This window comes from Amycolatopsis sp. Hca4 (assembly GCF_013364075.1).
Classification (GTDB): Bacteria; Actinomycetota; Actinomycetes; order Mycobacteriales; family Pseudonocardiaceae; genus Amycolatopsis.
Window position 1 is genome coordinate 6,083,321 of the sequence record NZ_CP054925.1, and the last position, 23,480, is coordinate 6,106,800.

Genomic DNA, 23,480 nt, shown 5'->3' on the forward strand with positions numbered 1-23,480 from the left:
GCGCCGGCCCGATTCGTTCGCAAGCTCACTCATGCCGCACCAGCTTCCGGTACCAGTGGAACGAGTCCTTCGGCGTCCGCCGCAGGGTCTCGTAGTCGACGTGCACCAGGCCGAAGCGCGGCGCGTACCCCTTGGACCACTCGAAATTGTCCATCAGGGACCAGCAGAGGTAGCCACGGACGTCGACACCGGCGTCCATCGCCTCGCGCAGCGCGACGAGGTGGCTGTGCAGGAAGTCGATGCGTTCGGGGTCGTGGACCCCGCCGTCTTCGGCGACTTCGTCGGCGAAGCTGCAGCCGTTCTCGGTGATCTGGATCGGCGGGAGCTTGTCCTGGTAGCGGTGGTGGAAGTCGAGCAGCAGCTCGCGCAGGGCGTGCGGGACGATCGGCGAGGCGTTCGTCGTCATCGGGTAGCCCTCGATGTCGCGCAGCTCGAAGGGCAGCGGGTTGTCCGGCCCCGGCTTGGCGACCCCCTGCGGCTCGTAGTAGTTGACGCCGTAGAAGTCGAGCGGCTGCGCGATGGTGGGCAGGTCGTCGGCGAACCCGGCGGGGAGGTGCGCGTGCAGCTGTTCGGGGTAGGTGCCGAGCAGCATGGGGTCGGCGTAGAGCCGGTTGAGCAGCGCGTCGAGGTAGTCGGCGGCGTCGTGGGCGTCGTCGTCCGCGGGCCAGATGGGCGAGTGGTTGTTGGCCGTGCCGATGTTCGTGGCACCGGCGGCGCGGAGGGCCTGGACGGCGAGGCCGTGCGCGAGGTTCTGGTGGTGCGCGGTCGGGATGGCGTCGAGCAGGAGGACTTTGCCGGGCGCGTACTCGCCGATGCCGTAGCCGAAGATGGACATGACCATGGGCTCGTTGAGCGGAATCCACAGTTTCACCCGATCGGCGAAGCGTTCCCCGATGATTTGGGCGTATTCGGCGAAGCGCTCAGCGGTCGCCCGGGAGAGCCAGCCGCCCTCGTCTTCGATGGCCTGTGGGGTGTCCCAGTGGTAGAGCGTGACGGCGGGGGCGATGCCGGCTTCGCAGACGGCGTCGATCAGCTTGTCGTAGAAGCCGAGGCCTTCGGGGTTGGGGGCGCCTTTGCCGTCGGGCTGGATCCGCGGCCAGGCGATGGACATCCGGTAGGCCCCGACGCCGAGTTCCGCCATCAGCGCGATGTCTTCCGGGTAGCGGTGGTAGTGGTCGGCGGCTACGTTTGCTTGTTCACCGCGCGCGATCTTGCCCTCGGTCGCGGTGAACGTGTCCCAGATGGACGGTCCGCGCCCACCTTCGCTGGTGGCGCCTTCGATCTGGTACGCCGATGTCGAAACACCCCAGAGGAAGTCGGGCGGGAAGTTCGGGTTCTGCACCGGCTGCTGACCCCTTCGTCAGGGCACCCGTACGGGTGAACATGAAAAGTTCTCATATACTAGGTGGTCACTCGTCCGTGGGGAAGCCCGTCGGCACGATAAAGTCCCAGATCAGACGAGGAGGAGCGCCGTGTCCGACATCCAGGCCGCGAAGGTGCCGGCAGAAGCCACCCCCCTACGCCGCCAGCCGGTCCAGCAGCGAAGCGCGAAGAGGGTCGAGCAGATGCTCGACGCGAGCGCGGCGTTGATCGACGAGCTCGGTTACGACGCGCTGACGACGACGCTGATCGCCAAGCGGGCCGGGGTCGCCGTGGGTTCGCTGTACCAGTTCTTCCCGGACAAGAGAGCGGTCGTCCAGGCGTTGACGGCCCGCAACCTCGAGCGCTTCGTGGGCGCGGTGAACGAGCGCCTCAAGCAGCTGGGGCCGGAGCACTGGTGGGACGTCGTGGACTCGATCCTCGACATCTACCTGGAGATGCACCGCACGGTGCCGGGCTTTTCGAAGGTCCACTTCGGCGACATCATCGACCGGCAGTTGCTCGACGAGACGCGCGACAACAACGCGGTGATCGTGGATTCGCTGACGGATCTCGTGGCCACCCAGGTGGACCGGCCGGTGGAGGATCTGCGGTTCGCGATCACGATCGCGAACGAGGTGGCTGACGCGTTGATGAAGCTGGCTTTCCGGCGGGAGCCGAGCGGGGACGAGAAGATCGTGGCTGAGGCGAAGTACGTGGTTAAGGGGTATCTCGCGGCTCGGTTCGGAGAGCGGTCTTAGCTGTCCACAGGAGTTGTCCACAGTTCGGTGTAGCTGTGGACAACGTTGTGGTTCCGGGGTGGGTTGTCGGTGGGGGCCGATAGACTGGACGTGGGACGCCCCCCGGGAGGGCGGGGGCGTTTTTCGGGCCTTGGTGGCTGCGGCGCACATGCCGGACCGCGGCGATCGCAAGGTTGAAGCAGGACCGGCACACCGCCCAGACCTCCCCGCAACCCCGATCCGAAGCCAGAACACGGCCGGTAGTGCCGGGTCAAGGCATCTTTCCCGCCTTGACCCGGTACTGCCGGCCGTAGTCACAATCGGGCTTCGGGGTGGCGGGCACCGAGCCGCGAGCGACGCACGAACGGCTGGTGGATGAGCGCCCAGTAATAGGGTCACCCGGGCTGGGGGGCGGCGGGGCGACCCGCGGGCTACAACAGTCCTGATCATGCGAGACGGGAGCTGGTGTGGGGGCAGTGGTCGACGAGTTGGCGCAGGTGCTCGGGCCACCGGACATCGATCCGATACCCGTCGACTGGGTGGCGGTCGAGCGGCAGCTGGGGCTTGCGCTTCCGGGTGACTACTAGGCCTTCGCCGATCGCTATCCCGCCCTGTTCGTCAACGAGTACCTGCGCCTCAACCGGGAGCAGTGCTACTGACTCACCGAATTCCTGCTCGCCTCCTGCCGCGGCGAGCCGGCGCACGACTTCTACGGTGAGTTCACCGGGCCACTGAACAAGATCGATTTCTTCCGCTGACGTCAGCTGAAGTTCTGGTGCTCGCCGCGATAGGTCGGGACTGTTCGTTCAACTCGGTCGCCCATCACCAAGTGGTAATGGGTGAACCTCTCCGCCAGCTCCCCCGCCTTCGCGTGACGCAACCAAACTCGGTCGCCCAGCTGCAGAGTCCGGGCCGCTCGGCCCGTTACCGGGGTCTGGACTTCGCCCGCTCCCTCGAAGCCGAGGAACTTCAAGCCCGCCGGCAGGTACGGCGTCGGCTGGCGGGAAGGTCCCGTGGGGCCCGAGGCGATGTAGCCGCCCGAGTAGAGCGTGGCGATCCTGCGGGTCGGGCGGCGGACCACCGGCAAGGCGAACAGCGCCGCCGGGCGGGGCTTGAACCTTGTGTAGGCGTCGAAAAGCGTGGGGCCGATCAAGCCCGAGCCCGCCGCTATCTCCGTCACCACCGCGTCCGCGCCCGTGGACTCCAGGCTGCCCGTTCCGCCTCCGTTGACGAACTCCAGGGGCGTCACCGCCTGGACCGCGCGGACCGCGGCGCCGCGGCGGCGGGCCAGCTCGGCCGCCGATCGGCGTTGCATCCAGCCCACCACTGCCCTCTTCGCCCGGTTGCCGGACGCGTCACCGAGGCCGGCGATCTGGCCCTCGTACGCCATCACGCCCACCAAGCGGAAGCCCGGGCGGGCCAGCACCTGCTGGGCGAACGCCGCCGCCTGCTTGGGGGTGAAGATCGGGGACCGGCGCGTGCCGACGTGGATGCCGGGCAAGGGGCGCCAGGATGCGTCCAGCTCCAGGCACACGCGGATCTCCGGGTGGCTGTGGCCGAGCGCCGCGTCCACCAGGTCGAGGTGCTCGGGCGAATCCACCATGATCGCGATCGCCGCGCGAGCCTTCTCGGACGCCGCCAAGCGGCGGAGGGCTTCGTGGTCGGCCGTCGGGTACGCGACGACGATGTCATCGGTCGTGCCCAGCTCCGCGTGCCAGATCGCTTCCGCCAGCGAGTAGCACATCAGGCCCTCGAAGCCCGGCATCATCAGCGCCCGCTCCAGCAGCACCCGGCACCGCACCGACTTGCTGACCACGCGGATCGGCTTGCCCGCCGCGCGGCGGCGGAGGTCGGCGGCGTTCGCGTCGAAGGCCGCCAAGTCGACCACGGCCAAGGGTGGATCGAGGTCCTTGGTCGCCAAGTCGTACACCGTCGCACTGGTCACGAGGTCTAAAGTACGACACGAAGGCTTGAAACGCGAATACTATTCACTTACTGTTTCGGGCACTCACGGATGAAGGGTGCGCGCGCATGACCCGGTGGACCAACTGGGCGGGCACGGCGTCCGCCTCGCCGCAGCACGTTCACCAGCCGCGCACGGCGGCCGAGATCGCGGCGACGGTCGCGAGCATCGCCGCGGCCGGCCGCACCGTGCGGCCGTGGGGCAGCGGCCACTCCTTCACCGCCATCGCCGTCGCCGACTCCGACGCGCTCGACCTGCGGCACTGGACCGGCGTCGAGCGGGCCGACCTCGAGACCGGGCACGTCACCGTCCGCTCGGGCACCACGCTCCGGGAGCTCAACGCTGCCCTCGACGCGCTCGGGCTGGCCATGACCAACCTCGGCGACATCGACGCACAGACCGTGGCCGGCGCGATTTCCACCGGCACGCACGGCACCGGCGCGAAGCTCGGCGGCCTGGCCACCCAGGTCGTCGCGCTCGAACTCGTCCTCGCGGACGGCTCCGTCGTCACCTGCTCGGCCGAGGAGAAGCCCGACCTCTTCGCCGCCGCCCGCGTCGGGCTGGGCGCGATCGGCGTGCTGACGACGGTGACGCTCCAGTGCGAGCCGTCCTTCGTCCTCCGAGCTCAGGAACGACCGGAGCCGCTCGAGCAGGTCCTCGAGGGCTTCCACGACTTCGCCGACGAGAACGAGCACTTCGAGTTCTACTGGTTCCCGTACGGCAAGAACGCCCTGGTCAAGCGCAACAACCGGTGCGAGACGGCCGAGCCGCTGAGCAAGGTGCGCGAGTTCGTCGACTACCGGATCATGGAAAACGTCGCCTTCGGCGGGCTCTGCCGGACCGGACGGCTGATGCCGAAGCTGGTGCCGTCGCTCGGCAGCTTCGCGTCGAACGTCCTCTCCGCGCGCGAGTACAGCGACATCTCGCACCGGGTCTTCGTCACGGCGCGCAACGTCCGGTTCACCGAAACGGAATACGCTGTTCCACGTGAATCAGTGCTCGACGTGCTCGCCGAACTACGCGCGGTAGTCCCGACGCTGAAGGACCCGGTGATGTTCCCGGTCGAGGTGCGGGTCGCCGCCGCCGACGACATCTGGCTGTCGACCGCGCAGGGCCGCGACTCCGCCTACATCGCCATCCACCAGTTCACCGGCATGCCCTACCGCGAGTACTTCAGCGCGTTCGAGAAGATCGCCGGCGCGGTCGGCGGCCGCCCGCACTGGGGCAAGATGCACGACCTCGACGCCGGCGTCCTCCGCTCGCGCTACCCGCACTTCGACGACTTCCTGCGCGTGCGCAAGGAAACCGACCCGAACGGGGTCTTCACCAACACCTACCTGGACCGGGTGCTCGGCCCGGCTTAGAACAGCGCCGAGACCGATTCGCCGTTGTGGATCCGGCGGATCGCCTCGGCCATCGCCGGCGCGATCGAGAGGATCTTCAGCTTCTCGGTGCGCTCTTCCTCGGGCACCGGGACCGTGTTGGTGCAGACGATCTCCAGCACCTCCGGCCGGCTGCCGATGCGCTCGATGGCCTTCGCCGCGAACAGCCCGTGCGTGCAGGCGACGCGGATCGACCGGGGGTGCAGCTCGGCCAGCCGGTCCAGCAGCTCCAGCACCGTGCTGCCCTTGGCGATCTCGTCGTCGAGCACGATCACGTCGCGGCCGGTGATCTCGCCGATCACGGAGGTGATCTGGACGCGGTCGTCCGGGAAGCGCTCCTTCGCGCCGGCCGCGACCTGGACGCCGAGGAGCCGCGCGAAGTGCGACGCCTCCTTCGCGTTGCCCAGGTCGGGCGAGACGACGGTGGCGCGCGAAAGGTCGTACTGCCGGAAGTGCTTGGCCAGCTCCTGCAGCGCGTGCAGGTGGTCCACCGGGACGCTGAAGAAGCCGTGGACCTGCGGCGAGTGCAGGGTCATCGCGAGCACCCGGCTCGCCCCGGCCGTCACCAGCAGGTCGGCGACCAGGCGGCCGCCGATGGAGATGCGCGGCGCGTCCTTCTTGTCCGAGCGCGCGTACGAGTAGTGCGGCATCACGGCGGTGATGCGCGACGCCGAGGCGCCGCGGGCCGCGTCGAGCATCAGCAGCAGCTCGACCAGGTGCTCCTGCACCGGTTTGACCAGCGGCTGGATGATGAAGACGTCCCGCTCGCGGCAGTTCGCCTGCAGCTGCACCTCGAGGCAGTCGTTGGCGAACCGCTGGATCTCGACCGGCCGCAGTGGCACGCCGAGGTGCTGGCAGATCTCTTCGGCGAGCTCGGGGTGGGCGCTGCCGCTGAAGACGGCGATCTCTCTCGATGCCTGGGTGATCACAGCGCCGCGATCGCCTCGCCGATGGCTTCCTCACCCGAGATCAGCTCCAGGGTGCGGTGCACGGAAGCGGGTGTCTCGAGCAGGCCGACGAGCACGGCGGCGACGTCGTCGCGCGGGACCGGGCCGCGGCCGGTCTTCTCGGCGAGCAGCACCAGGCCGGTGCCGGGGTCGTCGGTGAGCTGGCCCGGCCGGAGGATCGTCCAGTCGAGGTCGCGGGCCTTGAGGTCGTCTTCCGCCGCGCGCTTGGCGCGCAGGTAGTAGCGGAACTCCTCGCTGACGTCGGGGTTGTCCGGGTTGTCGGCCCCCATCGAGCCGACCTGGACGTGCCTCCGGACGCCGGCCCGCTCGGCCGCTTCGGCGAACAGCGCCGCGGCCCCGCGGTCCACAGTGTCCTTGCGAGCGGTGCCGCTGCCCGGGCCCGCACCGGCCGAGAAGACCGCCGCGTCGGCGCCCTTCAGGACCTCGGCGACGGCGTCCACAGAGGAATTCTCCAGGTCGAGCACGACGGCCTGGGCGCCGGCGGCCTCGAGATCCGCCGCGTGGGCGGGATTCCGGATGATCCCGACCCCTTCGTCACCGCGCGCGGCGAGCAGCCGCTCCAGCCGCAGCGCGATCTGACCGTGTCCACCCGCAATGACGACTCGCATGGAGCCGACCTTAGTGCGAAGCGGGCGCCTCTGCGGTCCGGAGCAGGTGGTCGTAGACCAGCTCGTTGACCAGGCGGGAGATCGGGTCCTCCGCCAGCACGACGCGCTCGGTGCGGCCCTCGAGGTCGAGGTCGACGACCGCGTTCGGGTCGGCGGTCACGACGGCGAGGCCGTACGCGCGGGCGCGGGGCAGGCAGTTGCCGACGTAGTCCTCGGTCAGCACGGCCGGGGACGGGAGGACCATCGCGGCCTCGCCGTAGCGGGCGAACGGAACCGCGGAGGCCATCGCGGTGCGCCAGTGGCGCGCGACGGCCAGGACGCCGACGATCTCGGCGGCCGGGGCGGGGGCGGTTCCGGCCAGCTCCGGCCAGGTCCAGGTGTCGACGGTGGCGCGGTCGGCCACCGGGCCGGCACCCATCGCGATGCGTTCGGCGTGCACGTCGGTGCGCAGCTTGGCGACCACGCAGACCTTGCGGCCCAGGATCGTGGTCTCGGGGAGGACGATGCCGTTCCAGCCGAGCTGGGCGGCCGCGGTGCGGGCGAGCTCGTCGACGCTCGCGGGGAGCTCGATCGGCGGCACCACGCGGCTCGGCATCGACCGGCTGCGCTTCGCGCCACCGGCGACCGTCGAGCGCTCGGTGTTCTGAGGTGTAGCCGCCACGAGTCCGCCTCCTTCTAACCCTGCACCGCTTCGTGACCGGGGGAAACCGGCACCTCACCTGTCTAACAGCGCGGCGGCGCGGCGTCGCCGGGTAGTGCGAGTGGCTGCGATCGGCGGCGCTCAGCGGTCGATGACCGGTCGGTAGGCGGTCATCGGACTTCGGTCGAACGGTGCGGCCAACCGAGTGATCGCGGGGTGAGTGGCACTACCGTCCGGCTACAAGCGACTACCCGCGGCACGAACGGCCAAACCCGCCACGACTAGCCCGTTCGGCTCAACCAGGGCCCGATCCACAGTGGACGCGGGCCGCTGAGCTGCGGATTTCCGCCGTCACCCACATGGCGGTGACTTGCGCCGCAGCGATCACGCGCCCGCGAGGCTAACGTTACCCACCAGTCACTTAGCCGCCGCCGTGGAGGACCGATGCGCTCCCCGAAGGACTTCTTCGCCCCGCTCGCCCTTGGCGCGCCCGCCCCGGTGCGCGAGATCCTGGTGACGCCGTCCCGGATGATCCACTTCTTCGACCCCGGCAACGAGAAGATGGCGGCGAAGGTGCCGGACATCGCGAAGAAGGTCGACGTCCTGCTCGGGAACCTCGAGGACGCCGTCCGCGCCGACCGCAAGGAGGCCGCGCGCGCCGGGCTGGTCGCCATCGCCAAGGCGAACGACTTCGGGAAGACGCAGTTGTGGACGCGCGTCAACAGCCTGGACTCGCCCTGGGTGCTCGACGACCTGGTCACGCTGGTCACCGAGATCGGCGACAAGCTCGACGTGATCATGGTGCCGAAGGTCGAGGGCGCGCAGGACATCCACTACGTCGACCGGCTGCTGGCCCAGCTCGAGGCGCGCGCCGGGCTGACGAAGCCGTTGCTGGTGCACGCCATCCTCGAGACGGCGAGCGGCGTGGCCAATGTGGAGGAGATCGCCGGCGCGAGCCCGCGCATGCAGGGCATCTCGCTCGGCCCGGCCGACCTGGCCGCGAGCCGTCGCATGAAGACGACCCGGGTGGGCGGCGGGCACCCCGGCTACCTGGTGCGGACGGACCCCGTCGGCGAGGACCTGACCGAAGGTCGCACCACGTACCAGCAGGACCTCTGGCACTACACGGTCGCGCGGATGGTGGACGCCTGCGCGATGCACGGGATCCTGCCGTACTACGGGCCGTTCGGGGACATCCGCGACGTCGTGGCCTGTGAGGACCAGTTCCGCAACGCGTTCCTGCTCGGCTGCGTCGGCGCGTGGAGCCTGCATCCGGTGCAGATCGACATCGCGAAGAAGGTGTTCTCGCCTTCGCCGTCCGATGTGGCCTGGGCGCGCCGGGTGATCGCCGAGATGGGTGACGGCACGGGCGCGGTGATGATCGACGGGAAGATGCAGGACGACGCTTCGGTGAAGCAGTGCCGCGTGGTCGCCGAACTGGCCGACGCCCTCGCGGCGGACGACCCCGAACTCGCGGCCGCCTACGACGCCGCCACCAAGGAGGCCCTCGGATGACCACGCCCCGCCGTTCCGTTCTCTACATGCCCGGCGCGAACGAAAGAGCGCTGGAGAAGGCCAAGACGATCCCGGCGGACGCGCTGATCCTCGACCTCGAGGACGCCGTCGCCCCCGACGCCAAGGAAGCCGCGCGCGAGCGGGTGTGTGCCGCGGTCGGTTCGTACGGCTCGCGCGAGGTGACGATCCGCGTCAACGGCCTGGACACCGAGTGGCACGACGCCGACCTGCGCGCCGCCGCGTCGGCGGGCCCGGCCGCGGTGGTCGTGCCGAAGGTGAACTCGGCGGCCGAGGTGCACAACATCGAGCGCGCGCTGGAGCTGGGCGGGGCCCCGGACCACACGAAGATCTGGGCGATGGTCGAGACGCCGGTCGCGATGCTGCACGCGGAGGAGATCGCGGCGGCGTCCGAGCGGCTGACCGTGCTGGTGATGGGCACGAACGACCTGGCCAAGGAACTGCACGCGGAGTTCGTCCCGGGCCGCGGGCCGCTGCTGGGCGGGCTGTCGCTGTGCCTGCTGGCCGCGCGCGCGACCGGCCGCGTCATCCTCGACGGCGTCTACAACGACGTGAAGGACCTGGCCGGCTTCGAAGCCGAGTGCGAGCAGGGGCGGCAGTACGGCTTCGACGGGAAGACGCTGATCCACCCGGCCCAGGTGGAGCCGTGCAACCGGATCTTCGCGCCGTCGGAGGAGGAGATCGACCGGTCGCGGCGGATCATCGAGGCGTTCGAAGAGGCGAAGGCGTCCGGGAAGGGCGTGGTGACGGTGGACGGCCGGATGATCGAGAACCTGCACGTCGACAACGCACGGCGGGTGCTGGCGCTGGCCGAGGCGGTCAACGGCTGAATCCCGGGTGGCCGGGCGGGGACCCGGCCACCGGGGCGGTTCACTTCGGCAGCGAGTCAGTCCACCCGGAACTGACCTGTGCGCCCTGCGGGCCGGAGGCTCCGTAGATGGCTCCGTCCGCTGTCACGAACATCGAGGTGTGGCTGATGCGTGCGGTCACCGGGTCGACCACCAGGCGGTAGTCGCCCGGCAGCAGGAAGCCGCGGCCGCCCGGGACGGGGCCCAGGTCGCGGACGCCCGGGTATGCCGCGATCGAGCGGAACGCCGCCGCTCGCACGGCCGGCTGGGCGGGCAGGGTCGACACCAGGGAAACCATCGACAGCAGCAGCTCCCGCTCGCGGTCCTCGGCGGTGAGCGGGCCCGCGCTCGTGCGGGCGCCGCTGTGCGCGATCGCGTTCACGAGCCAGTCCCGCAGCGCCGCCGGGTCGGAGGGCAGGGTGCGCAGCTGCTCGAAGGTCACGGTGGTGCCGGCCAGCCGCAACGGGTACAGCCCCAGCGACCTGACCTTGCCGCCGGACTTCGCGCCGCGGAACCACGTGTGACCGTCGGCCGTGTACCAGTTCTCGTAGACCACGTTGTCCGTGGCCGTCTTGACGTACCAGTACTTGCCGGTGCCCACCGGGGTGCGCTCGGCCACGGTGGCCGCCGCCAGCAACACCTGCTGGCCGGTGACGACCGGGGCGACCGCCTGCGGAGGCGGGGCCGGGGCGGGCGTGCCGGGCAGGGTCGCGACCACGACGGCCGCCGCCGCCGCGGCGGCCACCAAGCCGGCGCCGATCGCCAGCGGGCGGACCCGGCGGCGGGGTGCGCCCTGCATCCGGTTCTGCAGCCGGTGGCGGCTGCGGTCGACGACGTCCTCGGCGGGCGGTGGCGTCACCAGCACGGCCCGCACGGCCTGCAGGTCATTCATCGGAAACCTCCTGGGAAAGCACGGAATTGAGCTTCTTGCGGGCGCGGTTCAGCCGGGAGCCGACGGTGCCGGGGAAATGCCGAGCGCCTCGCCGACCTCCGCGTAGCCGAGGTCGGCGAGCGCGACGAGCAGGAGGACGTCGCGTTCCCCGGCGGACAGCCGGGCCAACGCCTTCCCCACCCGGGTGGCCACGACCGCATCGACCACGCGATCTTCGTGGCCTTCGGCGGCTTCGCGCGGGTCGAGCCGCGAAAGCGCGCGGTAGTGCCGGGCCTCCTTGCGGCGGTGGCGGGACACCAGGTTCGTCGCGATGCCGAACAGCCACGCCCGCAGGTCGCCGCGGTCGGCGTCGAACGTCTTCCGGCGGTCGAAGGCGACCAGGAACGTCTCGGCGGCGACGTCCTCCGCGGTCTGGGCGCCGAGGCGGCCGGCGACGTACCGGAAGATGTCCCCGAAGTAGCGGTCGTGCACCTCGGTGAACCGCTCGATGCCGAGCACCGGGGCCGCCGTCATGGGGCTGCCTCTGTCATGGGGTTCCTTCCCGTCGGCGACAGTCACACCACCACTTCGCCGCAGGGCCGGAACTTCTTCCCTATCCGATCGGCCAGGGCCGCTGCGGCGGGCGAAGCCGCTCGTAGGCGGCCGCGACGCGGAGGACGCCGAGGTCGTCGAAGCGGCGGCCGGCGATCTGGAGGCCGATCGGCCGCCCGTCGTCGGTGTAGCCGCAGTTCACCGACACCGCGGGCTGGCCGGACATGTTGTATGGCACGGTGAACGCGATGTGCTCGAACGGCCGGGCCGGGTCGTTCGTCGGCGAGGCCCACTCCGCCGGCGGCGCCGCGACCGGGCAGGTCGGCGACAGCACGAAGTCGAACGCCGAGGTCGCCCGCACGGCCGCCACGCTCATCACGTCGATCTGGGCGAAGCCGCGGTAGACGGCCACGCCGGACGCGTCCGCGCCGCCGGCCGCCCACTCGGCGATGTACGGCAGCACCCGCGCGCGGCGCTCCGGCGGCAGGTCCGCCATGTCCGCCCAGGCACGCGTGCGCCAGAAGACGTCGAGGCCTTCGAGCATCGGCCGGGTGAGGAACGGCTCGACCGGCTCGACGACCGCGCCCGCCGCTTCGAACGCCCGTGCCGCCGCGGTGACGGCGTCGCGGGTCGCCGGGTCGACCGGGAGGCCGAGACCGGCGTCGAGGTGCAGGCCGACGCGCAACCCGGACAGCGCCAGGTCCAGCGACGCCCAGTCGAGCTCGGCGGGCGGCAGGCACAGGTGGTCACGCGTGTCCGGACGCGCGAGCACGTCCATCAGCAACGCCGTGTCGGCGACCGTGCGGGTCATCGGGCCGGCGACGCGCCCGAGGAACGGCGGGACGACCGGCACGCGGCCGAAGCTCGGCTTCAGCCCGGTCAGTCCGCACCAGCCGGCGGGCAGCCGGATCGAGCCGCCGATGTCCGTGCCGACGTGCAGCGGGCCGTACCCCACGGCGGCCGCGGCCCCGGCGCCCGCGCTGGACCCGCCGGGCGTGGCCGAGAGCAGCCAGGGGTTGCGGGCCGTGGCGTGGAAGCTCGACCGCCCGGACGTCAGCATCCCGTAGTCCGGCATGGTCGTCTTGGCCAGCAGGACACCGCCGGACTCGCGGATCCGCGCCGCCGCCGGGGCGTCCTCGGCCGCCGGGACCAGCGCCGTCGCCGCCGTGCCCAGCGGCACCGGCGTGCCGCGGGTGGCGATGTTCTCCTTGATCGTGAGCGGGACGCCGTCGATCGGGCCCAGCGGTTCGCCGGCCGCCCAGCGCGCTTCGGACGCCTTCGCCTCTTCGAGAGCGCCTGAAGGGTCGTACGCGTACAACGCGTGCAACTCCGGCTCTCGCGCTTCGATGCGCGCGACGACGGCTTCGGTCACCTCGACCGGCGAGAGCGTCTTCGCGCGGTACTGCGCAACGAGCTCGACGGCGGTCAGGTCAGGCAGCTCGGTCATGCACGCTCCTCAGGGGTACTCAGCCATCTTGACCGCCGCGCAGCCGGGCCAGTTCCGCGCGCAGGTTCGGCGCGGCGGCCAGCAGTTCCCGCGTGTACTCGTGCTGCGGCACTTCGTAGACCTGCGACACGGCACCGAGTTCGACGATCTCGCCGCGGCGCATCACCGCGACCCGGTCGCAGACGTGCCGGACGACGCCGAGGTCGTGGGACACGAAGACCAGCGTCAGCGCGAACTGCTCGACCAGCGAGCCGAGCAGGTCGAGGATCTGGCCGCGCACGGAGACGTCGAGCGCGCTGACCGGCTCGTCGGCGATCAGCACGCTCGGGTTCGGCGCCAGCGCGCGGGCGATCGAGATCCGCTGCCGCTGACCGCCGGAAAACTGGTGCGGATAGCGTCCCGCCGCGTCCGCCGGCAGGCCGACGGCGGCGAGCAGCTCGGCCACCCGCTCCGGCTCGCGACGACCGAGCGGCTCGGAAACGATGTCCAGCACGCGCATCCGCGGGTCGAGCGAGCCCATCGGGTCCTGGAAGACGATCTGCAGTTCCGAGCGCAGGAAGCCGAGCTTGCGTTCAGGCAGGTTGTCGATGCGCCTGCCCTGGAACGAAATCGTGCCAGCGGTCGGCTTGTCGAGTGCCGCCAGCAGCCGGACCAGCGTCGACTTGCCGGAGCCGGACTCGCCGACGATGCCGAACCGCTGTCCCGCCTCGACGTCGAAGCTGACGCCGCGCAGGGCGTGGACGTCCCGCCGGGCGTACCGGCGTTCGAGGTCGCGGACTTCGAGCATCATCGCCGGGCCTCCAGGTCCGAGGCGTCCAGGAGTTTGCGCGTGTAGGCGTGCGAAGGCGACGTCAGCACGTCACGCGTCGAGCCCGCTTCGACGATCTCACCGTCCAGCATGACCAGCACGCGCTCGCACACCGAAGCCACCACGGCGAGGTCGTGCGTGATGAACAGCAACGCGCTTTCGGCGGGCAACGACGTCTTGATCAGCGAAAGGATCTGGGCCTGCACGGTGACGTCGAGTGCCGTGGTCGGCTCGTCGCAGATCAGCAGCGACGGCTCGTTGGCCAGCGCCATCGCGAGCACGACCCGCTGCCGCTGGCCGCCGGAGAGCTGGTGCGGGTACGCGCGGGCGGTGCCGGGCAGGCCGACCGCGGCCAGCAGCTCCTCGGCGCGGTGGCGCCTGCCGTGGATCCGCCCCGGCTCGGTCACCTGCCTGCCGACGCGCATGGCCGGGTTCAACGCCGTCATCGGCTCCTGGAACACCATGGCCAGCTCGTCGCCGCGCAGCCGGGAAAGGTCCTTTTCGGACATTCCGAGCAGCTCGCGGCCGTGCAACGAGACCGAGCCGAACGCCCTCAGCTCCTCCGGCAGCAGGCCCATGACCGCCAGCGCCGTCAGCGACTTCCCGGACCCGGACTCACCGATCAGGCCGACGCGCTCGCCCGCGCCGATCTCGAAGGAGACGTCACGGACCAGGTCGCCGACCCGAAGCCCTGACACCGAGAGCGTCATACCCGCGCCGCCAATCGGGGGTCGAGGCGGTCGCGCAGGCCGTCGCCGAGGAGGTTGAAGCCGAGCACGGCGACGGCGATCGCGATGCCGGGCACCAGCGCCAGCCGCGGCTGCACGGTCAGCAGTTCCTGGGACTCCTGCAGCATCCGGCCCCACGACGGCGTCGGCGGCCGCGTGCCGAAGCCGAGGAACGACAGCGCCGCCTCGGCGAGCACGGCGATCGCGAACGACACCGACGCCTGCACGATCAGCAGGCCGGAGATGTTCGGCAGCACGTGTCGCACCGCGATGTTCAGCCGCGACCGGCCGCCCGCGCGGGCGGCGAGGACGAACTCGGTGCTCATCACCTGCAGCGTCCCGGACCGGGCGATCCGCGCGAACGACGGGATGGTGGCGATGCCGATGGCGACCATCGCGGTCAGCGTGTCCGCGCCGAACACCGCGCCGAACATGATGGCCAGCAGCAGCGCGGGGAAGGCGAGCACGAGGTCGTTGACCCGCATGACGAACTCGCCGAGCCACCGCGGCGACATCCCGGCGAGGATGCCCAGCGGCGTGCCGATCACCGCCGCGATGCCGACCGCGACGACCCCGACGTACAGCGTCGTCCGCGCCCCGACCATGAGCTGGCTCAGCAGGTCGCGGCCGAACTTGTCGGTGCCGAACCAGTGGGCGCCGGTGAAGCCGAGCAGCCGGTGGGTCGCGTCGACCTTCACCGGGTCGAACGGCGTCCACACGAACGACAGCACCGCGGCCAGCACCACCAGCCCGACGAGGATCCCGCCGATCAGGAGATTGCGCATCACGAACCCCGCAATCTCGGGTCGAGCACGGTGTAGAGGACGTCGACGACGAAGTTGACCAGCAGCACGCCGACCACCAGGACGAGCACGATCCCCTGCACGGTCAGCAGGTCACGCGCGGAGACGGCGTCCAGCAGCATCGACCCCAGGCCGGGCAGCACGAACACGCGCTCGACGACGACCGCGCCGATCAGCAGCGTCGCCAGCTGCAGGCCCAGCACGGTGACCACCGGCACGGACGCGTTGCGCAAGCCGTGCCGCACCAGCGCCTGTCCCGGCCGGAGTCCCTTGGACCGCGCGGTGCGCAGGTAGTCCTGCCCCAGCGTGTCGAGCACCGCGGAACGCACATAGCGCGTCAGCACCGCGCCCTGGACCAGGCCGAGCGACAGCGCGGGGAGGATCAGGCCGCGGACGAACTCGCCCGCGTTTCGGTCCGGCGGCGTCCACCCGCCGGACGGCAGCCAGCGCAGCTGCACGGCGAAGATCTGCACCAGGATGATCCCGGCGAGGAACGCGGGGATCGCGACACCGATCTGCGACAACCCCGAGACACCCGCGCCCGAGGCCTTCCGGTGCTTCACCGCGGCGAACGTGCCTGCGGGGATGGCGATCACCAGCGCCACCAGCATGCCGGCGCCGACCAGCCACAGCGTCACGCCGAGGCGGTCGAGCAGCTGCGGGCCGATCGCGTCCCGCGTGACGTACGAGCGGCCGAAGTCGCCGTGCAGGACACCGCCGATCCAGTCGAAGTACTGCGTGACGAGCGGGCGGTCGATGCCGAACTCCGCGCGGGTCTTGGCCAGCAGCTCCGGGGTCGCGTTGACGCCGAGCGCGACCTGCGCCGGGTCGCCCGGCAACACCGCCATGAACAGGAACACGACGATCGAGGCGGCCAGCACGCTGACCACGAAGATTGCCACCCGGCGCAGCACCCTGGCCGTCATCGCGGCGCCAGCCCGGTGAGGTCGAACGACTCGCTGACCTGGTTGGCCGCGAACCCGCCGACCTTCGTCTTCGCGACGACCACGTTGGGGAGCAGGAACAGCCAGTCCGCGGCCGCGTCGGTGTTCAGCTGCCTCGCGACCTGCTTCATGTCCGCGACCTGCTGCTCCGGCGTCCCGCTGTCGGCCTCGGCGAGCAGCTGCTGGACGCGCTTGCTGTCGTAACCCCAGTAGTACTTCGGCTTCCCGAACGTGGTGATGTCCCTGGCCTCGACGTGCTGGATGATCGACAGGTCGTAGTCGTGGTCGGTGAAGACCTGCTTCAGCCACACCGCCGGGAAGTCGAGCGGCTCGATCGTGGTCCGCACGCCGACGTCGGCGAGCTGCGACTGGACGACCTGCGCGGCCGACACCGCGTACGGCAGGTTCGGGATCCGCAGTCGCAGGTTCAGGTTCGTCGCGCCGGCTTCGGACAGCAGCGCCTTGGCCCGCGCGGGATCGAAGCGGTAGACGTTCGAGAGGTCCTCGTACCAGGGGTCGGTCGGCGGGACCATGCTGCCGATCAGCGTGCCGCGGCCGGCCCAGGCGGTGTCCAGCAAGGCTTTCCGGTCGATCGCGTAGGTCAGGGCCTGGCGCACGCGGACGTCGTTCAGCGGCGGCCGCACGTTGTTCATCGCCAGCGTGACTTCGGAGTTCGTCGTGCCCTGGACGACCTGGAACCGGTCGTCGGCCTGGAACTGCGGGATCGAGTCGGGCGCGGTGATCGCGGAGATGACGTCGATGCCGTTGCTGAACAAACTGTTGTTCAGCGCGGTCGGGTCCTTGATGTACTTGAGGACGACCGTCGAGTACGCCGGTTTCCGGCCCCAGTACGCGGGATTGGCCTTCAGTACCACCGAGTCGCCGCGCTTGCGCGCCGCGACGACGTACGGTCCGGTGCCGACCGGCTTGGTCGCCAGGTCGCCGACGCCGGTCGGGCTGAACATCGCGCCGAGCCGGCTGGTGAGGCTGAACAGCCAGCCGTTGGACGGTTTCGACAGCACGACCCGCGCGTGGTCCGGCGCCACGACGTCGACGTGGTCGACGACGTCCATCGTGGACTTGATCGAGATCGTCCAGTCCTTCTTCACCCGCAGGAGCGAGAACTTGACGTCCTCGGCGGTGAAGGGTGCGCCGTTGCTGAACCGGACGCCTTGCTGCAGCTGGAAATCGTACGTGCGCCGGTCCGGGCTGACCGTCCACGACTTGGCGAGCAGCGGCACGATCCGGCTCTGCGCGTCGAGCTTCACCAGGCCTTCGTAGACGTTGTAGAGCAGCGCCTGCGGGATGGCGGCGCCGTCCGTGCGGGTGAAGTCGAAGTTCGCCGGCTCCGCCGTGAAGCCGACGGAAAGCGTGTCCGGACCGGCGGAAACACTGGCGGACGAGCCGGCCGAGCAGCCGGACACCGCGAGCAGCAGCACCGCTGCCACCGCGGGAATCCGGGCTTTCATTCGACCTCCCGGTCAGTACACTGGTCTGACCAGTAGCCTGCACCGACCCGACGGCGAGGTCAAGCGATGCGGTTCGAACCGGTGGCTCCGGTCCGCGCGTACGAGCGGGTCGTCGAGCAGATCGAGCGGGCCGTGATCAGCGGCGAGCTCAAGCCGGGCGAACGCCTGCCGAGTGAGCGCGAGCTGATGACGCAGTTCGGCGTCGGCCGCTCGACGATCCGGGAAGCCCTGCGCGTGCTGCAGGCGGCCGAGATGATCCGGTCGCGGCCCGGCGACCCGCGCGGCCCGGAGGTGCTGGCCGCCTCGCCCGCCGCGCTGCACCGCTCGATGCACCGGCTCGCCCGGGCCGAGCACGTCGGGCTCGCCGAACTGCTGCAGTTCCGGATGATCCTCGACGGCTCGGCGCACCTGCTCGCGGCCCGCCTCCGCACCGAGGAGGACCTGACCGGGCTCGACGCGGCCCTGGAGTCGATGCGCGAAGGCGTCTCCCGCGGCTACGCCGAGTTCAGCCGCGCCGACGTCGCCTTCCACGAGGTGATCGCGCGCATCTCCGGCAATCCCCTGCTGGTGGTCAGCGAAGAGGTCGTGCGCGGGGTGGTGCTGGAACTGATCGAGGACAAGCTCGAGCACGCCAGCAACCGGACGTCGCTGATGCGCACCTGGCTCGCCCACCACGCCGAAGTGCTCGACGCGATCCGCGCGGCCGACGGCGCGGGCGCGGCACACCTGGCCAAACAGGCGTTGTACGACAACTACGCCGAATACGTCCCGGCCGGGCGACGGCCACTGCTCACCCCATTGCTGCAGTTCTAAACTCGCCCACGTGGACTCGGCGAAACGGGACGGCGTCGGCCTCGCGCTCTCGGGCGGCGGCTACCGCGCAATGCTCTTCCACGCCGGCGCGCTGTGGCGGCTCAACGAGCTCGGCTGGCTGCCGAAGCTGACCACCGTCTCCAGCGTCTCCGGCGGTTCGATCGCGGCCGGCGTGCTGGCGCACGCGTGGAACCGGCTGTGGTTCGGCGAAGACGGGGTCGCGGAGAACTTCGGCAAGGAGGTCGTGGCGCCGATCCGGAAGCTGGCCCGCACCACCCTCGACATCCCGGTGACGCTGAAGGCGATGTGCATGCCCTGGCGCAGCGCGGGCGAGGAACTCGCGCGCCGCTACGCCGAGCACCTCTTCGGGGACTGCTGCCTCGCCGACCTCGACCCGGCCGGGCCGAACTTCGTGTTCACCGCGACCAGCCTGCAGGACGGCTCGCTGTGGTGGTTCTTCCGGCAGCACGGCCCGCACGGGCAGATCCCGCTGGCCACCGCGGTCGCCGCGTCCTCGGCCTTCCCGCCGCTGCTTTCGCCGGTGGTGATCCCCGACCCGCACCAACCGGACCGCAGGATCGTGCTCAGCGACGCCGGCGTGTACGACAACCTCGGCCTCGACCCGATCGAGAACCAGCGCGCGGTCGTCCTGGTCAGCGACGCGGGCAAGAAGATGAAGCACGAGACGAGGCCGAGGCACAACTGGCCGATGCAGCTGCTGCGCGTGCTGACCGTGATGGACAACCAGGTCCGCGAGCTGCGCACCGGCTCGCTGCTGAAGTCCTACGAGGACAAGACGTTCGCCGGCACGTACTGGGCGACCTACAGCAACATCGAAAACTTCGAGCTGCCGGACGCCCTGCCCGCGCCGGCCGAGCACACCCGGCGGCTCGCCGAGACGAAGACCCGGCTGGCCAGGGTGCCCGAGAAGGTGCAGGACAACCTGATCAACTGGGGGTACGCCGTCTGCGACGCGGGTATGCGCCGCTGGGTGTGCCCGGGTACCGAGCTGAAGCCGGAGTTCCCGTACCCGGGCTCGGGCGTCGGCTGAGCCACCGCGGGATCAAGCCACGAGGTTCGCGTACACGATGACGTTGTCCTTGTAGCTGTGCTCGGCGTGGTCGAACGCGCCACCGCAGGTGATCAGCCGCAGCTGCGGTTTGTCGCTGTTGCCGTAGACCGCTTCGCGCGGGAACGTCTCCTTGGGGACCTGCTCCACGCGGTCGACGACGAATTTCAGCTTCTTGCCGTCGCTGCGGTCGACGTCGACCTCGTCACCCTTGGCGAGTTCCTTGAGCTTGAAGAAGATGCCGGGCTTCTTGTCGCCGTCGACGTGGCCGAGCAGCACCGCGGGGCCGGTCTCGCCCGGCACCGGCGACATCTTGTACCAGGCCGCCTGCATCGGCGTGTGCACCGACGGGACCGAGATCCCGCCGTCGGCCTTCGGCAGCACCGAAACCAGCGACGACTGCGCGCCGATCTTCGGGATGTTCAGCTGCGTCGGGCGCAGGCCGGCGAACGGCTTGGTCACCGGCGGCGGAGCCGCTGCGGACGAGGCCGGGGGCGGCGCCGCCTGCGGGTCCGGGGTCCCGCAGGCGGCCAGTGCGAAGGACAGCGCCAGGGCGGCCGCGAGAACGCGGCCGCCGCGGCGGAACTGCTTGGTCATGCGGTCAGGACCGGGCCGTCGCGCCGCCGCCGGTCTCGACACCGCCGGCCTTCGGGGTCACCTTGACCTGGCTGCCGACGGTGGCCGAGCCGCCGCCGTGGCCGACCGGGCGGGTGACCGGCTTGCCCTCGCACACCCAGGAGACCTGCGTGTCGTCGGACAGGTGCTTGCCCTCGTTCAGCTTGATGTCGAAGCCCCAGTAGCGGCCGTCCGCGCCGTCCTGGAACGGGCCGGCGGCCACGGTGAAGTCGTTGGCGACGACGTTCCGCGGCTCCCCCGCCTTGCAGGCGATGACCAGGATGCCGGTGCCCTCGTCGAACTCCCACGCGTACGCGACGTCGTCGATGTAGTCGTCGCCGTGCGGGAACGGGTCGGTCGGCTCGGTGGTCGGCGCGCTGGTGGGCTTGGTCGGCTTGCCGGAGGTGGGCGTGCCGGTGCCGGTCGACGTCGGCTCCGAGGTCGGCTGGCCCGAGGTCGGCTGCTGCGAGGTGGGCTGCTCCGACGTGGACGGGACCGAGGTGGACGTGGGCACGTCCGTCGACGGCAGCGTCTCGGACGTGGGCGCGACCTCGGACGAGGTCGGCGCCTCCTGCGCGAGCGCGGCAGGCGAAACGGTGAGCGTGAGCAGGGCCCCCGCGAGCACGGCGCCCGCAAGACGGCCCAGGGACTTCTTCAAGGTTGACTCCCAGGGAAGGAAACGCGCAATGACCCCCACTACGCGAGCCGCCCGGTGCTCCGAAGCACAAGATCAGGCGACTCGGCCATCCTGCCGCATTACTGGTATATACCGGAAACGAATTGGACGTGAAGAAAGCCACTTCGGAAACCGGTAACGTTCCGGCCCGGCGAAATCCACATCGGACAGAGACGCCGGCCGCGCTTTCAGGCCACCAGGTTCGCGTAGACGACGATGTTGTCCTCGTAGCTGTGCTCCGCGTGGTCGAACACGCCACCGCAGGTGATGAGCCGCAGCTCAGGCCGGTCGCTGTTGCCGTAAACGGCGTCGCGCGGGAACGTGTCCTTCGGGACCTGGGTGACTCGGTCGACGACGAACTTCAGCTTCTTCCCGTCGCTGCGGTCGATGTCGACCTCGTCGCCCGGCACGAGGTCCTTGAGTTTGTAGAAGATACCGGGTTTCTTGTCGCCGTCGACGTGCCCGAGCACGATCGCCGGGCCGACGTCGCCGGGCACCGGCGAAAGCTTGTACCAGGCCGCCTGCATCGGCGTGTGCACCGACGGGACGGAGATCGAGCCGTCGGTTTTCACGGCGACGGCCAGCAGGCTGGACTCCGCGCCGATCTTCGGGATCTTCACGGAGGTCGGACGCACGCCCTTGAACGGCACGGTCACCGGGACCGAAGACGGGACGGGCGCGGGCGGCGCGGCTTTCGGCGGCTCGGCGGTGCCGCACCCGGCCAGGGCGAGCACCAGGGCGAGCGCCACGCCCGCCCGGCGGACGGTCACCTGGCCGTGCCGCCGAAGCCCGTCTCGACCCCGCCCTTGGGCGCGACCTTGACCTGGGCCTTCGGAGCGGCGTTGCCGGACGGCGTGGAGCTGGTCGCGGTGGTGGTGACGGGCGCAGTGGTGACGGGCGCAGTGCTCGATGCGGGCGCGCTGGACGTCACCGTGCTCGTGGTGGTGGTGCTCGTCGGCGGCTGCTCCTGCTCGAACTCCACGATGCCGTTGCCCTCGGCGCCGTCGCAGGTCCAGCTGAACTTGGCGGTGGTGGTGCCCGCCGGGGCGTCGACCACGCGCACGGAGTAGTTCCACAGGCGGCCGTCGGCCTCGTCCTGGTCCGGGCCACCGGTGACGCTCAGGTACTGGGTCGCGACTCCGCCCGGCTTCCCGGCCGCGCAGGCGATGACCAGGACCCCTTCGCCGCCGAGGCCGACGAACCCGTGGCCGGTGTTGTCCTGGTAGTCATCGCCCTTCGGGGGCTCCTGGGTGTCGCCCTTGATCTCGGGCTCCGCCTTGGGCGCGATCCGCTTTTCGGTGGTCTTGACATCACTGTGCGTGCTCGACGAGGCCGGCGGCGTCGTGGTGGCCGAAGTGGACGGAGATGTCGTCGTGCCGGTCGGGCTGCTGGAGGTCGTCGATTCCGAAGTGGACGTCGTGGTTTCGGTCGGTGACGTGCTGGTTTCCGTCTGCGCCAGCGCGGCGGGCGCGGCGGCGAAGGTGGCGAGCGCACCCGCGAAAACGACCCCGGCGACCCGGCTCAGCGTTCTGCCCACGATGCACTCCCAACGCGTTGACCTGCGATGTCGCCACTATCGACGATTCGGCGGTGCGCGTTACTCCGGTAGGGCGATCACCAAGTCGTCCCACAGGTCGTCGGGATCTTCCAGGCCGACGCTGAACCGGACCAGCCCGGCCGGGACCCGCTCTTCGCCGGCCAGCCAGGCTCGCCGCTCGACCAGGCTCTCGACGCCGCCGAGGCTGGTCGCCGACCGGATCAGCCGGACCGACGCGCAGAAGCGGTCGGCCGTCTCGGCGTCGGCGAGGTCGAAGGAGACCATCATCCCGAAGCCCGGATAGCGCACGCGGCGCACCGCGGGGTGCTCGGCGAGCCGCGAAGCCAGCAGCGCGGCGGTGCGGGACTGCTCCGCGAGCCGGACCGGCATGGTCCGCAGCCCCCGGAGGGCGAGCCAGGCTTCGAGGGCGCCCGGCGTCGAGCCGACCCGCGTCCGCGCGCCGCGCAGTTCGGCCGCGACGGCCGGGTCCTTGGCCACGGTGATGCCCAGCAGCAGGTCGCTGTGCCCGCCGATGAGCTTGGTCGCGCTGTGCACGACGACGTCCGCGCCCAGTTCGAGCGGCCGCTGCTGCAACGGCGTCGCGAAGGTGTTGTCGACGACGACCCGGCCGCGCGCGGCGGCAGCGATGGTCTCGATCTCCATCACGTCGAGGGTCGGGTTGGTCGGCGACTCCAGCCAGACCAGGTCCGAGGTCGCGGCCTCGGCCACCCAGGCCTCGGTGTCGGTGGGGTCGAGCTCGGTGACGGCGAGCTTGCCGAGCTTCTGGGCGTGGGCCAGCACCCCGCGCGTCACGGCGTAGCTGAACGTCGGCACGGCGACCCGCGACCCGACCGGCAGCAGGTCCAGCACCGCGGACAGGGTGGCGACGCCGGACGCGAACGCCGTCGCCTCGCCGCCCTCCAGCGCGCCGACGGCTTCCTCGAGCGCGTGCCAGGTCGGCGTCCCGTCCCCGCGGGCATACGCGAAATCGCCACCGGCCTGGTAGGTGCTGGTGGCGACGAGCGGGGTGTTCAGCGGCTCGCCGGGACCGTGCGGCCGGCCGGCGGCGATGGCCTTGGTGCGAGGCGTCCAGTCGTCCATGCGCCT

General features: G+C 70.7%; 25 protein-coding genes. 6 read left to right on the top strand and 19 right to left on the bottom strand.

Annotation, left to right across the window (positions count from 1 at the left end; translation table 11 throughout):
* Positions 1-25: 25 nt before the first annotated feature.
* Positions 26-1,342, bottom strand: a complete 1,317-nt coding sequence (locus HUT10_RS27045; protein ID WP_176173772.1) for a GH1 family beta-glucosidase — start codon at positions 1,340-1,342, stop codon at positions 26-28.
* Positions 1,343-1,472: 130 nt separating this feature from the next.
* Between HUT10_RS27045 and HUT10_RS27050 the strand changes: the two genes are divergently transcribed.
* Entirely contained in the window at positions 1,473-2,120 is a 648-nt protein-coding gene (locus HUT10_RS27050; protein WP_176173773.1) for a TetR/AcrR family transcriptional regulator, read from the top strand.
* Positions 2,121-2,545: 425 nt separating this feature from the next.
* Here the strand turns inward: HUT10_RS27050 and HUT10_RS27055 are convergent, their stop codons facing one another.
* Both HUT10_RS27055 and HUT10_RS27060 read right to left on the bottom strand, forming a co-directional pair.
* On the bottom strand, positions 2,546-2,803 hold the full coding sequence (locus tag HUT10_RS27055; protein WP_176173774.1) for a hypothetical protein: 258 nt from the start codon (positions 2,801-2,803) through the stop codon (positions 2,546-2,548).
* A gap of 56 nt (positions 2,804-2,859) precedes the next feature.
* On the bottom strand, positions 2,860-4,044 hold the full coding sequence (locus HUT10_RS27060) for an amino acid deaminase/aldolase (RefSeq protein WP_176173775.1): 1,185 nt from the start codon (positions 4,042-4,044) through the stop codon (positions 2,860-2,862).
* A gap of 86 nt (positions 4,045-4,130) precedes the next feature.
* Between HUT10_RS27060 and HUT10_RS27065 the strand changes: the two genes are divergently transcribed.
* A complete protein-coding gene (locus tag HUT10_RS27065; protein ID WP_176173776.1) occupies positions 4,131-5,426 on the top strand; it encodes a D-arabinono-1,4-lactone oxidase in 1,296 nt (431 codons plus the stop codon).
* Here the strand turns inward: HUT10_RS27065 and HUT10_RS27070 are convergent.
* From HUT10_RS27070 to HUT10_RS27080, 3 genes are read right to left on the bottom strand one after another with little or no spacing between them, the layout of a single operon-like run.
* Positions 5,423-6,373 carry a ribose-phosphate pyrophosphokinase gene (locus HUT10_RS27070; RefSeq protein WP_176173777.1) on the bottom strand — a complete coding sequence of 317 codons (951 nt, stop codon included), beginning with the start codon at positions 6,371-6,373 and terminating at the stop codon, positions 5,423-5,425. The two genes, HUT10_RS27065 and HUT10_RS27070, sit on opposite strands and share 4 nt — an antisense overlap.
* A complete protein-coding gene (locus HUT10_RS27075) occupies positions 6,370-7,020 on the bottom strand; it encodes an SDR family oxidoreductase (protein WP_176173778.1) in 651 nt (216 codons plus the stop codon). The genes HUT10_RS27070 and HUT10_RS27075 overlap by 4 nt, the downstream gene beginning before the upstream one ends.
* A gap of 10 nt (positions 7,021-7,030) precedes the next feature.
* Positions 7,031-7,681, bottom strand: coding sequence for a hypothetical protein (locus tag HUT10_RS27080; RefSeq protein WP_176173779.1), 651 nt, complete (start codon positions 7,679-7,681; stop codon positions 7,031-7,033).
* Between the two features lie 423 nt (positions 7,682-8,104).
* Here HUT10_RS27080 and HUT10_RS27085 point away from each other — a divergent pair, with 423 nt between their 5' ends.
* Together HUT10_RS27085 and HUT10_RS27090 are read left to right on the top strand one after the other, a co-directional pair.
* Complete coding sequence (locus tag HUT10_RS27085) at positions 8,105-9,175, top strand: CoA ester lyase (protein ID WP_176173780.1); 1,071 nt, start codon at positions 8,105-8,107, stop codon at positions 9,173-9,175.
* Positions 9,172-10,023: a CoA ester lyase gene (locus tag HUT10_RS27090; protein WP_176173781.1), complete on the top strand. Its 852-nt coding sequence runs from the start codon at positions 9,172-9,174 to the stop codon at positions 10,021-10,023. Before HUT10_RS27085 ends, HUT10_RS27090 begins: the two co-directional genes overlap by 4 nt.
* A 40-nt stretch (positions 10,024-10,063) precedes the next feature.
* Here the strand turns inward: HUT10_RS27090 and HUT10_RS27095 are convergent, their stop codons facing one another.
* The 8 genes from HUT10_RS27095 to HUT10_RS27130 form a co-directional block, all read right to left on the bottom strand.
* Positions 10,064-10,933, bottom strand: coding sequence for a CU044_5270 family protein (locus HUT10_RS27095; protein WP_176173782.1), 870 nt, complete (start codon positions 10,931-10,933; stop codon positions 10,064-10,066).
* A gap of 48 nt (positions 10,934-10,981) precedes the next feature.
* Positions 10,982-11,446, bottom strand: a complete 465-nt coding sequence (locus tag HUT10_RS27100; protein WP_254897049.1) for an RNA polymerase sigma factor — start codon at positions 11,444-11,446, stop codon at positions 10,982-10,984.
* Between the two features lie 79 nt (positions 11,447-11,525).
* Complete coding sequence (locus HUT10_RS27105) at positions 11,526-12,911, bottom strand: amidase (RefSeq protein ID WP_176173783.1); 1,386 nt, start codon at positions 12,909-12,911, stop codon at positions 11,526-11,528.
* A 19-nt stretch (positions 12,912-12,930) separates the two neighbouring features.
* The gene (locus tag HUT10_RS27110) at positions 12,931-13,701 is read right to left on the bottom strand and encodes an ABC transporter ATP-binding protein (protein WP_176173784.1); all 771 of its coding nucleotides are present in this window, start codon (positions 13,699-13,701) and stop codon (positions 12,931-12,933) included.
* Positions 13,698-14,429, bottom strand: a complete 732-nt coding sequence (locus HUT10_RS27115) for an ABC transporter ATP-binding protein (RefSeq protein ID WP_176173785.1) — start codon at positions 14,427-14,429, stop codon at positions 13,698-13,700. Before HUT10_RS27115 ends, HUT10_RS27110 begins: the two co-directional genes overlap by 4 nt.
* Positions 14,426-15,232 carry an ABC transporter permease gene (locus HUT10_RS27120; RefSeq protein ID WP_176173786.1) on the bottom strand — a complete coding sequence of 269 codons (807 nt, stop codon included), beginning with the start codon at positions 15,230-15,232 and terminating at the stop codon, positions 14,426-14,428. Before HUT10_RS27120 ends, HUT10_RS27115 begins: the two co-directional genes overlap by 4 nt.
* The gene (locus HUT10_RS27125; RefSeq protein ID WP_176173787.1) at positions 15,232-16,176 is read right to left on the bottom strand and encodes an ABC transporter permease; all 945 of its coding nucleotides are present in this window, start codon (positions 16,174-16,176) and stop codon (positions 15,232-15,234) included. The genes HUT10_RS27120 and HUT10_RS27125 overlap by 1 nt, the downstream gene beginning before the upstream one ends.
* Positions 16,173-17,663, bottom strand: coding sequence for an ABC transporter substrate-binding protein (locus HUT10_RS27130; RefSeq protein WP_176173788.1), 1,491 nt, complete (start codon positions 17,661-17,663; stop codon positions 16,173-16,175). The genes HUT10_RS27125 and HUT10_RS27130 overlap by 4 nt, the downstream gene beginning before the upstream one ends.
* Positions 17,664-17,729: 66 nt before the next feature.
* Here HUT10_RS27130 and HUT10_RS27135 point away from each other — a divergent pair, with 66 nt between their 5' ends.
* A complete protein-coding gene (locus HUT10_RS27135) occupies positions 17,730-18,476 on the top strand; it encodes a FadR/GntR family transcriptional regulator (protein WP_176173789.1) in 747 nt (248 codons plus the stop codon).
* A gap of 10 nt (positions 18,477-18,486) precedes the next feature.
* Complete coding sequence (locus HUT10_RS27140) at positions 18,487-19,527, top strand: patatin-like phospholipase family protein (RefSeq protein WP_176173790.1); 1,041 nt, start codon at positions 18,487-18,489, stop codon at positions 19,525-19,527.
* A gap of 12 nt (positions 19,528-19,539) precedes the next feature.
* On the opposite strand, the gene HUT10_RS27145 is transcribed toward HUT10_RS27140, so the two are convergent.
* From HUT10_RS27145 to HUT10_RS27165, 5 genes are all read right to left on the bottom strand, one after another.
* On the bottom strand, positions 19,540-20,142 hold the full coding sequence (locus tag HUT10_RS27145; protein ID WP_176173791.1) for a class F sortase: 603 nt from the start codon (positions 20,140-20,142) through the stop codon (positions 19,540-19,542).
* A 4-nt stretch (positions 20,143-20,146) separates the two neighbouring features.
* A complete protein-coding gene (locus HUT10_RS27150; RefSeq protein ID WP_254897050.1) occupies positions 20,147-20,818 on the bottom strand; it encodes a hypothetical protein in 672 nt (223 codons plus the stop codon).
* A gap of 206 nt (positions 20,819-21,024) precedes the next feature.
* A complete protein-coding gene (locus HUT10_RS27155; protein ID WP_176173792.1) occupies positions 21,025-21,606 on the bottom strand; it encodes a class F sortase in 582 nt (193 codons plus the stop codon).
* Complete coding sequence (locus HUT10_RS27160) at positions 21,603-22,373, bottom strand: hypothetical protein (protein ID WP_254897051.1); 771 nt, start codon at positions 22,371-22,373, stop codon at positions 21,603-21,605. Before HUT10_RS27160 ends, HUT10_RS27155 begins: the two co-directional genes overlap by 4 nt.
* A gap of 60 nt (positions 22,374-22,433) precedes the next feature.
* Positions 22,434-23,474 carry a PLP-dependent aspartate aminotransferase family protein gene (locus tag HUT10_RS27165; protein WP_176173793.1) on the bottom strand — a complete coding sequence of 347 codons (1,041 nt, stop codon included), beginning with the start codon at positions 23,472-23,474 and terminating at the stop codon, positions 22,434-22,436.
* Positions 23,475-23,480: the final 6 nt, after the last annotated feature.

Coding starts and splice junctions, on each gene's coding strand:
- HUT10_RS27100 (WP_254897049.1), bottom strand. CDS start 11,446: ATGACGGCGGCCCCGGTGCTCGGCATCGAGCGGTTCACCGAGGTGCAC.
- HUT10_RS27085 (WP_176173780.1), top strand. CDS start 8,105: ATGCGCTCCCCGAAGGACTTCTTCGCCCCGCTCGCCCTTGGCGCGCCC.
- HUT10_RS27165 (WP_176173793.1), bottom strand. CDS start 23,474: ATGGACGACTGGACGCCTCGCACCAAGGCCATCGCCGCCGGCCGGCCG.
- HUT10_RS27125 (WP_176173787.1), bottom strand. CDS start 16,176: ATGACGGCCAGGGTGCTGCGCCGGGTGGCAATCTTCGTGGTCAGCGTG.
- HUT10_RS27065 (WP_176173776.1), top strand. CDS start 4,131: ATGACCCGGTGGACCAACTGGGCGGGCACGGCGTCCGCCTCGCCGCAG.
- HUT10_RS27130 (WP_176173788.1), bottom strand. CDS start 17,663: ATGAAAGCCCGGATTCCCGCGGTGGCAGCGGTGCTGCTGCTCGCGGTG.
- HUT10_RS27110 (WP_176173784.1), bottom strand. CDS start 13,701: ATGATGCTCGAAGTCCGCGACCTCGAACGCCGGTACGCCCGGCGGGAC.
- HUT10_RS27115 (WP_176173785.1), bottom strand. CDS start 14,429: ATGACGCTCTCGGTGTCAGGGCTTCGGGTCGGCGACCTGGTCCGTGAC.
- HUT10_RS27145 (WP_176173791.1), bottom strand. CDS start 20,142: ATGACCAAGCAGTTCCGCCGCGGCGGCCGCGTTCTCGCGGCCGCCCTG.
- HUT10_RS27095 (WP_176173782.1), bottom strand. CDS start 10,933: ATGAATGACCTGCAGGCCGTGCGGGCCGTGCTGGTGACGCCACCGCCC.
- HUT10_RS27090 (WP_176173781.1), top strand. CDS start 9,172: ATGACCACGCCCCGCCGTTCCGTTCTCTACATGCCCGGCGCGAACGAA.
- HUT10_RS27135 (WP_176173789.1), top strand. CDS start 17,730: ATGCGGTTCGAACCGGTGGCTCCGGTCCGCGCGTACGAGCGGGTCGTC.
- HUT10_RS27120 (WP_176173786.1), bottom strand. CDS start 15,232: ATGCGCAATCTCCTGATCGGCGGGATCCTCGTCGGGCTGGTGGTGCTG.
- HUT10_RS27075 (WP_176173778.1), bottom strand. CDS start 7,020: ATGCGAGTCGTCATTGCGGGTGGACACGGTCAGATCGCGCTGCGGCTG.
- HUT10_RS27105 (WP_176173783.1), bottom strand. CDS start 12,911: ATGACCGAGCTGCCTGACCTGACCGCCGTCGAGCTCGTTGCGCAGTAC.